Here is a 7,634-nt window from a genome sequence, read left to right as displayed (position 1 = left end):
CAGAGGGTCAATTACCTAATTTTCAGGGAAAAAGTGCCTAAATTTCCCCCCCGATCCCCCCAATGTCTGGCACTTTTTGATGGGAAAAAAGTCTAAAATTCTTATCCAACAAGGTTTTTAGATTTATTCAGCAGACTCTAAGTACCCACAGACCCCCGATCAAGTCGAATTCGGTAAGCGCAAGCGCTCGATCTATCTCCCATCCGAAAAGGTGGAGATCAAGAACTCGATCGCGCGGGGAAACCGATCGGCGAGATCCTCAAGGCGATCGATTCTCCCAAAACCCGCCAGGATTTAATCCTCATAAATGCGGCACTCTAAGGCATCAGGATTGGCTTCGCAGTAGGACTGAAGTGAGTTAGTCCCCTGTTTTTTGACCCGTTGATGGGAGGCTTCCGCTTGGAGTTCCTCAACCACATCCCAGGCCGCAGCGCAATCGGGAGAGGTTTCACCCTTGGCCGCACAAATTGCCCGTGCGTCTTCCCGGGCTGCTTCAATTTCATCTTCAATGAACAACCGCTTGGGCTTTTCAACAAAATCGCTCTTGAAGAGAATATCACTGACAGAAATAATACCCAGCAAAGTTTTGCCCTGAATCACTGGTGCGCGGCGAATGCGGGTTTGAGCAAATAACCGGGCTACATATTCCACCCCCAGTTCGGGATTGACCACCACACAGGGCTTGGCCATAATTTCATAGACCCGCATAGTTTTAGGATCGTGGCCAAAGGCCGCCACTTTGTAAACGATGTCGGTTTCGGTGACAATTCCATAGGGGTCCTGTTCATGGCGCGGTTCGACAATCAACCCCCGCAGTTGTTTTTCTTTCATCAATTTCACGGCATCGGCAACCGTTGCCGAACCACGAATGGTGACAACGTTTTGGGTCATAATTTCTTGAGCTTGCAGCATAGGAGTTGGATGGTGTTGTTAAATTAAAGAACTGGTATAAACGCAAAAGTTGACTAGGGTTGGCCCGATAGCAATTTCCTAGACTCTTGTGGGCTGAGTGCCACTTTGAACACAGATGACAAAGACCAATGGGCGATCGCTGGTTGGGTTTGGGACGGGGTGGCGGCGGCTGTGTTCCCCTGAGTGCCTGGAGCATAGGCCTCCAGCACAGCGCCATTTTGCCAACACATGGCGATGAAATAATCACACACTGGGCATTCCGTCTGAGCAACTTGCCGGGCCGGACACTTATATCCTGCGGGCAGGCGATCGCTCAAGAGCCGTTGAGCTACGCTGCCACAGTTGGGACACCGGATTTCTATAAGCTTGTTCATCGCCATACCTCAAAATTAAATAGTGGTGTGAGAAGGAAAGGGTCAACTTCGGACGTTTGCCCAGAGTGTTTGTTCACAGTGGAAGACTATAATTGTCGTTCTACGGCTGCCGTAAATTCTTCATAGGGTTTAACCCCAACTAATGTTTCTATCAATTTCCCCTGTTTAAATACCATGACAGCCGGAATACTTTTAATTTCAAAGCGTTTGGCCACGGGTTTGTTACTGTCCAGGTCAAGTTTGAAGACTTTGGCGCGATCGCGATAGTCATCAGCCAATCGATCGATCAACGGAGCCACCAGTTTGCAAGGTCCACACCAGGTTGCCGTGCAATCTACCACCAACAGAGATTCACTCTTTAAGAGGGAATCAAATTCAGTTTCATCTTGAATAAATGTAGCCGTACCCATGTTTATATCTCCAGATTGATGCTGTGTAACTTAGTACAAATTCTCTGATCGCTGCGTTTTACAATATAAATTCAGCTTTGAACCGCTCCTCATCTAAAAATGCTTGGCCTTTGACCCTTTAACTTTGTCCGCCTCCCGGGGGTATCGTCTATAGTTTGGTTGTCCCAGACATCGATGGTGACATCTAGTCCCTGCTCATGCGCGGGTTTTAATTTGTAAGTCGTCATCGGCTGCCCCCAATCAAAACAAATTTGCGACGTTAAGTTGCGATAATATGGTTTTGCAAGTTGTTGCATTTAGATACCCTATGACAGCGACCCCTTCCAACGATTTATCTGCCTGGGAGCGGCTAGAACAAGGCAGACAAGCAAAAGCAAGCAACGGTGGTTATGCGGGCTACGGCTCCCCTGCCTTTGGACAACGATCGATCGATGGGGAATTAGTGGATGATCCGGAAGAGTGCCGGGTCATTGAACTGATTCGCCGTCATCACAAATCAGGGAAATCCTTGCAGAAGATCGCCGATTGGCTTAATGAACAGGGCTACACCACCAAACGCGGTCTACCATGGCAGCGTATTTCCGTAAAGCGGGTGCTGGATCGACTTTATGGAAAGGTGTCCAGAATTTCCGGAGTAACCCTTCAGGCCGACCAGAACCCGGAAGTACTCACCCCAGCGTCTGGTGATGCCGCCCCTGAAACCATTAGAGGCTGAATAACCCCTAAATAAAAAGTTTCAGGCTTTAACCTGTTACATCCCTCTATGATACACCGAAGTGGGTCTAAAATCTTTACGAGTTTAATAAAAATTGTAACAAAACGTTACATCTTTTAGGAAAAAGTTAAATGACGCTACACTTTGAGATAGTTTTAGAACGGGTTTTGGCAACTCTGAGAGTCTGGGTTCTTTGCCCAGTGGCTGTTCTGTCTATCTTGGCCTTTGCGATTGCAGGATGGTGCTGATGTCCCTCGATACACCTCTGAGTTGGGCCCCCGATCTGGAAAAGGCGATCAATCGCCACCCCTTGACGGTGCCGCCAACCACTTCCCTGGCAGATGCGATCGCCATGATCGGTCAGGCCCATAGTCGTCTGTGTTTGCTCACCGATGACCTATCTCCTCTAGCTCCTCCGGCCGGAGAAGCGCGTGTTAGCTGTCTGCTGGTGGTGCAGGGGCAAGAGTTATTAGGAATTTTGACAGAACGGGATGTGGTGCGACTCACCGCCCAAGGAATTAACCTGTCCGAGACAACCGTTGCCGATGTGATGGTGCATCCCCTGATCACGTTGCCCCAGCAATCTGCTCAAGACATTTTTGCTGCCCTGTTTTTGTTTCGGCGCTACCGCATTCGCCATTTGCCGATTGTCGATGACCAAGGACACTTAATCGGGGTGATTTCCCATGAAAGTATTCGCCAGATATTGCGTCCGGCCAATCTGTTGCGGTTTCGTCGCGTATCCGATGTGATGACCAGTCAAGTGGTACAGGCCCCACTCACCGCCACAGTCTTGCAATTGGCCCAGTTAATGGCGGAACATCGTGTCAGTTGTGTGGTGATCACCCAGAGAAATTCCGAAGACAATGACTACCCTGTTGGTATTGTGACAGAGCGAGATCTTGTCCAGTTTCAAGCAGTTCAAATCGATCTGCACAAAACTAGGGCCCAGACGGTGATGAGTACGCCCTTATTTCTCCTCAGCCCCGAGGATTCCCTGTGGACGGCCCATCAGGAAATGCAAAAACGGCGGGTGGGGCGTTTGGTGGTTTCTTGGAACTGGGGTCGGGGGTTGGGTATTGTCACACAAACCAGTCTGTTAAGGGTTTTTGACCCGATGGAAATGTATGGGGTGATTGAAAATTTACAACAAACCATTCAACAGCTAGAGTCCGAGCGATCGCCCTCCCTTCCTTCTCCACCGGCGGACTTATTACCCCAACGGACCCGCACCCCATCAGAAAAAGAGAGCGCTGGCGATCGCGAATTATTACTAGCCTTGCTGGACAATGCCTACAAAGACGTAAAGTATATGTTGGCTAACTTAGATATTGTCGTCGAGCAGCGGCGATCTTTGCTTCAATCTGTTCTAGATAAGCTTGAGTACCTCGGCCGTGAAATTAGCTCTTAGTAAGCTGTTCGGATCTCTTAGGTTTGGTGGGTAAAATGTATTCTAAGATACATTCCTCCTAGCGAGGGAGTGGAAGGAACCACAAAGACACAAAGAACACAAAGATTGATCGATCATAGAGTAAGTTAAACTTATCACACAGAACCTAGAAGCTCCTTGGATTGAGTGATAAAACCGAAAGTAACGCCCAATTTTAGGAGAAAGTTTCCCATGAAAAATTCCAAATTAGTAGATTTACAAAAATGAGATGCACCCAATCAAAGGCACATCTATCTTATACTTTAATAAGTACCTAAGTAGGTAGGTGTTAAAAGTTTTCATATCCTCCCGCCTATCGGCGCCCCCCTTATCAAGGGGGGATTAAGGGGGGATCTGCGCCCCCCTTATCAAGGGGGGATTAAGGGGGGATCTGCGCCCCCCTTATCAAGGGGGGATCAAGGGGGGATCTGCGCCCCCCTTATCAAGGGGGGATCAAGGGGGGATCAAAGGCACAATCTATCTTCAATTTAATAATTATAACCACTCATTTAATAGGATAGTTACACAACGTAAAAATTGATTAATTCAGGAGTTATTATTATGCTAGACCAAATGATGAAGATGTTGGAAGGGCAACAAATAGGCCCCTATCGTCTTAATAAGTTTCTCGGTGCCGGTGGTTTTGGGGGTGTATTTCATGCTAGTGAAATGGTCAGAAATACATCGGTCCAAGAAGTTGCTGTTAAAGTTATTCCCGAAAGTAGCGATGATAAATTAATTGAATTAACAAATGCCAGAAAGTTAGAACATTCTAATTTAATTAAGGCTTATTCGGTGGGGGAATTTACTTTTCTCAATACGGAGATGCTTTATTTAGTGATGGAATTGGCACAGGGTAGCCTAGAAAATCACATTGCCAAAGGCGGTTTATCATCAAGTGAGATTAAAAATATTGCTGCTCAAGTCGCCCAAGGTTTAAATTATCTTCATGGACAAAATAAAGTCCATCGAGATTTAAAACCGGGTAATATCCTCAAGGTTAATCAACAATACAAGTTAGCAGATTTTGGCTTAATTAGAACTTTAAATAACAAAAGCCACACTCAAACAGTCCACAATAGCGGTACAATTATTTATATGCCTCCCGAAGCCTTTAGGGGGGATATTTCCTCAGCTTGGGATCTGTGGTCATTGGGTATTATGTTAATCGAAATGACGACTAATCAACTTCCCTATAAGTTTAATAATGATATTCACCAGTTAATGGCAAAGGTGATGAATTGTGAGCTACAAATCCCCAGTTTACCGAAAGAGTTTAAACAGATTATTGAAGGGTGTTTGCAAAAAGATAGAAAACAAAGATGGACAGCACAACAGGTTTTAAATGCCTTACAACCTGTGGGATGGAATTCTCCCCCGTCACCTCCACCAGCACCGGCAGCAGTCAAAAAGCCTGTTTCACCTACTCCATTTACCGAAAAACTACCCAATCGAGTAACACTGGAGATGGTGAGCTTACCAGCAGGTCAATTTCTCATGGGTTCTCCTGATAGTGATTATGAAAAGCCTCCACACCAAGTTAAAGTCAACAGTTTTGCGATCGGGAAATATCCAGTGACTCAGGCACAATATGAAGCGGTAATGGGAACCAATCCCTCTCACTTTCAAAACAATCCGCAAAATCCGGTAGAAAAGGTTAGTTGGGATGATGCTCAAGCCTTTTGTCAGAAATTGAGTCAAATAACCGGGAAAACCTATGGCCTACCGACGGAAGCGGAATGGGAATATGCTTGTCGTGCGGGGACTACTACTCGCTATTATTTCGGTGATGATGCTAGTCAGTTAGGAGATTACGCTTGGTATATCGCAAATTCTCAGAGTAAAACTCATCCTGTGGGACAGAAAAAACCCAATGCTTGGGGACTCTATGACATGAGTGGCAATGTTTGGGAATGGTGCGAAGACGATTGGCATGATAACTATATCGGAGCGCCGACGGATGGCAGTGCTTGGATAAATAATAATGATAATGATTATCGCATACGGCGGGGCGGTTCTTGGTACTACGATCCAAATAACTGCCGTTCTGCTTACCGCAGCAACTACAACCGCCGCGGCCTCACCGACGACGACTTCGGTTTTCGGGTGGTGTGCGGTGCTGGGAGGACTCTATAACCCTTTTTCCCTTTTTACCCTTTTTACCCTTTTTCTCTTTTTCCCGCCGCTAGGTGGGTCGATTTTTTTTTGAGATTTTCTAGGGTGCGTCCTGGGGAGCTTTTCGCTTTTGCCAAACTAATTTTGTCTTAACGAAACAGCATCAGCACAATTTCTAGAAATAGCTCGTTTTCTGAAAAGCCATTGGTCTTACTATGTCCTCTGAAATCACCATCAGGCTGGCTTTTGTGGTAAGATGTGTTACTTAACGTACTTTTTCAATTTATTAAGGTAATACCTAACGGATAAGTTTTGTCTATTATATAGATACAGGAGAGCCGAGTAACCATAGCAGGGGGAATCGAAAGCAAAATCTATCTGCAATTTAATTAGAAGCACTTAAGTAGCTGGTTATAATTAAATTAAAAATGGATTTTAGGTTCGATCCCTCCTTGATAAGGTAGGGTTGATTCATGAATCAACCCTACCCTTAATAACGGGAGTGTCTGATAATTTTTAACGCCTACCTACTTACTTATAATTATCTGCGAAAAAAGTTTAGTAATTTCACTGCAATTATAACAGGATTGTCGATGACTAATTTAAAAAAATGGCAAATTATTAAATCTGAGCTAGTTTTTCATAATCGTTGGTGTCAAGTCCGTCAAGACGTGGTGAAGTTGTCCTCTGGACAAGTTATCGACGATTATTTTGTTAATATTCGTCCTGAAATTGTGTTAGTTGTTCCAGTTACTGGGGATAATCAATTGGTTTTTGTTCGTCAATATCGTCACGGAGTTAAGGAAATTTTATTGGAATTTCCCGCCGGAGCAGTAGATGCGGGTGAAGATAATATTACTGCGGCAGCGCGTCGAGAATTCGAGGAGGAAACTGGTTATCAAAGTGATTCTCTAATACCTCTAGCTGTTTTGTATGATAATCCCGTTAAAGATACTAACAGAATTCACATTTTTTTGGCTCTTAATGCTATTTCCACCGGTCAACAAAAGTTAGATGTTACCGAGGAAATTGAAGTTATTCTTCGACCTTTACAGGAAATTAATCCCCAAGAAATTACCGTCTCTGGTAGTTTAGCTGCTTTCTATTTAGCGAGGGATTTTTTAAAGCAAAATTAAGGAGTTATAGCGGTTATATTAATAGGTAGGTAGGAAGTTTTCGTTTTCGGGAGCCAGTTGTCAGGAGATTATTTTTATTTATTCTCCCCAATTCATAATTGATAAGTAAGTAGTTATAATTAAATTGAAGATAGATTTTGCCTCTGATCCCCCCTTAATCCCCCCTTGATAAGGGGGGTGTCTAACAACTTTTAACAGCTACCTACTTAATTCATAATTTATAATTCCCACTGTCTATGAGTAATTTTTTGATGATTGCTGGCTTTATTCTATCAGCTTATGCAATCGTTGCCAACGATTCCCTACAGACTTTAGGTACTTTTTTAAGTGCCAATGAAGAACGTCCCTGGTGGATTTTATGGCTGTATTCCAGTATAATCTTAGCCTCGATTTTTATCGCTGGTTGGTATATTAATCAGGGAGATGTGGCCTATAATCGACTAGAAATGATTCCCTTCCCAGAAACTTTTACTTGGATTTATATCGTTCCTCCCCTAGCAATTTTAATTCTCACCACTTGGGGAATACCCGTGAGTACAACCT

The 7,634-nt window shown here is 44.6% G+C and carries 7 protein-coding genes and 1 pseudogene; 5 read left to right on the top strand and 3 right to left on the bottom strand.

Features of this window, described 5'->3' with window-relative positions; all coding sequences use genetic code 11:
- Positions 1–294: 294 nt before the first annotated feature.
- The 3 genes from PX484_RS23840 to trxA all read right to left on the bottom strand — a co-directional run bounded on the left by PX484_RS23840 (position 295) and on the right by trxA (position 1,696).
- Positions 295–912 (bottom strand): CP12 domain-containing protein, encoded by a 618-nt coding sequence (locus PX484_RS23840; RefSeq protein ID WP_287670209.1) that lies wholly within the window; start codon positions 910–912, stop codon positions 295–297.
- A 53-nt stretch (positions 913–965) separates the two neighbouring features.
- Positions 966–1,292, bottom strand: a complete 327-nt coding sequence (locus PX484_RS23835) for a hypothetical protein (protein ID WP_353736986.1) — start codon at positions 1,290–1,292, stop codon at positions 966–968.
- A gap of 80 nt (positions 1,293–1,372) precedes the next feature.
- Positions 1,373–1,696: a thioredoxin gene (gene trxA, locus PX484_RS23830; RefSeq protein ID WP_287765095.1), complete on the bottom strand. Its 324-nt coding sequence runs from the start codon at positions 1,694–1,696 to the stop codon at positions 1,373–1,375.
- A gap of 274 nt (positions 1,697–1,970) precedes the next feature.
- Here trxA and PX484_RS23825 point away from each other — a divergent pair, with 274 nt between their 5' ends.
- The 5 genes and pseudogenes from PX484_RS23825 to PX484_RS23805 all read left to right on the top strand — a co-directional run.
- Positions 1,971–2,411, top strand: a complete 441-nt coding sequence (locus tag PX484_RS23825) for a recombinase family protein (protein WP_334311557.1) — start codon at positions 1,971–1,973, stop codon at positions 2,409–2,411.
- A 238-nt stretch (positions 2,412–2,649) separates the two neighbouring features.
- Positions 2,650–3,822 carry a CBS domain-containing protein gene (locus PX484_RS23820; protein ID WP_287765093.1) on the top strand — a complete coding sequence of 391 codons (1,173 nt, stop codon included), beginning with the start codon at positions 2,650–2,652 and terminating at the stop codon, positions 3,820–3,822.
- A gap of 579 nt (positions 3,823–4,401) precedes the next feature.
- On the top strand, positions 4,402–5,976 hold the full coding sequence (locus PX484_RS23815) for an SUMF1/EgtB/PvdO family nonheme iron enzyme (protein ID WP_288105889.1): 1,575 nt from the start codon (positions 4,402–4,404) through the stop codon (positions 5,974–5,976).
- Positions 5,977–6,548: 572 nt separating this feature from the next.
- On the top strand, positions 6,549–7,091 hold the full coding sequence (locus PX484_RS23810; protein WP_287765089.1) for an NUDIX hydrolase: 543 nt from the start codon (positions 6,549–6,551) through the stop codon (positions 7,089–7,091).
- Positions 7,092–7,342: 251 nt separating this feature from the next.
- A pseudogene (locus PX484_RS23805) lies at positions 7,343–7,634 on the top strand (hypothetical protein); the annotation flags it as partial.

Source organism: Microcystis sp. M49636_WE2 (assembly GCF_030065375.1).
GTDB classification, from domain to species: Bacteria; Cyanobacteriota; Cyanobacteriia; order Cyanobacteriales; family Microcystaceae; genus Microcystis; species Microcystis aeruginosa_C.
The sequence above is the reverse complement of the archived record's forward strand: the minus strand, read 5'-3'. Positions and strand labels throughout refer to the sequence as shown.

Coding starts and splice junctions, on each gene's coding strand:
- PX484_RS23840 (WP_287670209.1), bottom strand. CDS start 912: ATGCTGCAAGCTCAAGAAATTATGACCCAAAACGTTGTCACCATTCGT.
- PX484_RS23835 (WP_353736986.1), bottom strand. CDS start 1,292: ATGGCGATGAACAAGCTTATAGAAATCCGGTGTCCCAACTGTGGCAGC.
- trxA (WP_287765095.1), bottom strand. CDS start 1,696: ATGGGTACGGCTACATTTATTCAAGATGAAACTGAATTTGATTCCCTC.
- PX484_RS23825 (WP_334311557.1), top strand. CDS start 1,971: ATGGTTTTGCAAGTTGTTGCATTTAGATACCCTATGACAGCGACCCCT.
- PX484_RS23820 (WP_287765093.1), top strand. CDS start 2,650: ATGGTGCTGATGTCCCTCGATACACCTCTGAGTTGGGCCCCCGATCTG.
- PX484_RS23815 (WP_288105889.1), top strand. CDS start 4,402: ATGCTAGACCAAATGATGAAGATGTTGGAAGGGCAACAAATAGGCCCC.
- PX484_RS23810 (WP_287765089.1), top strand. CDS start 6,549: ATGACTAATTTAAAAAAATGGCAAATTATTAAATCTGAGCTAGTTTTT.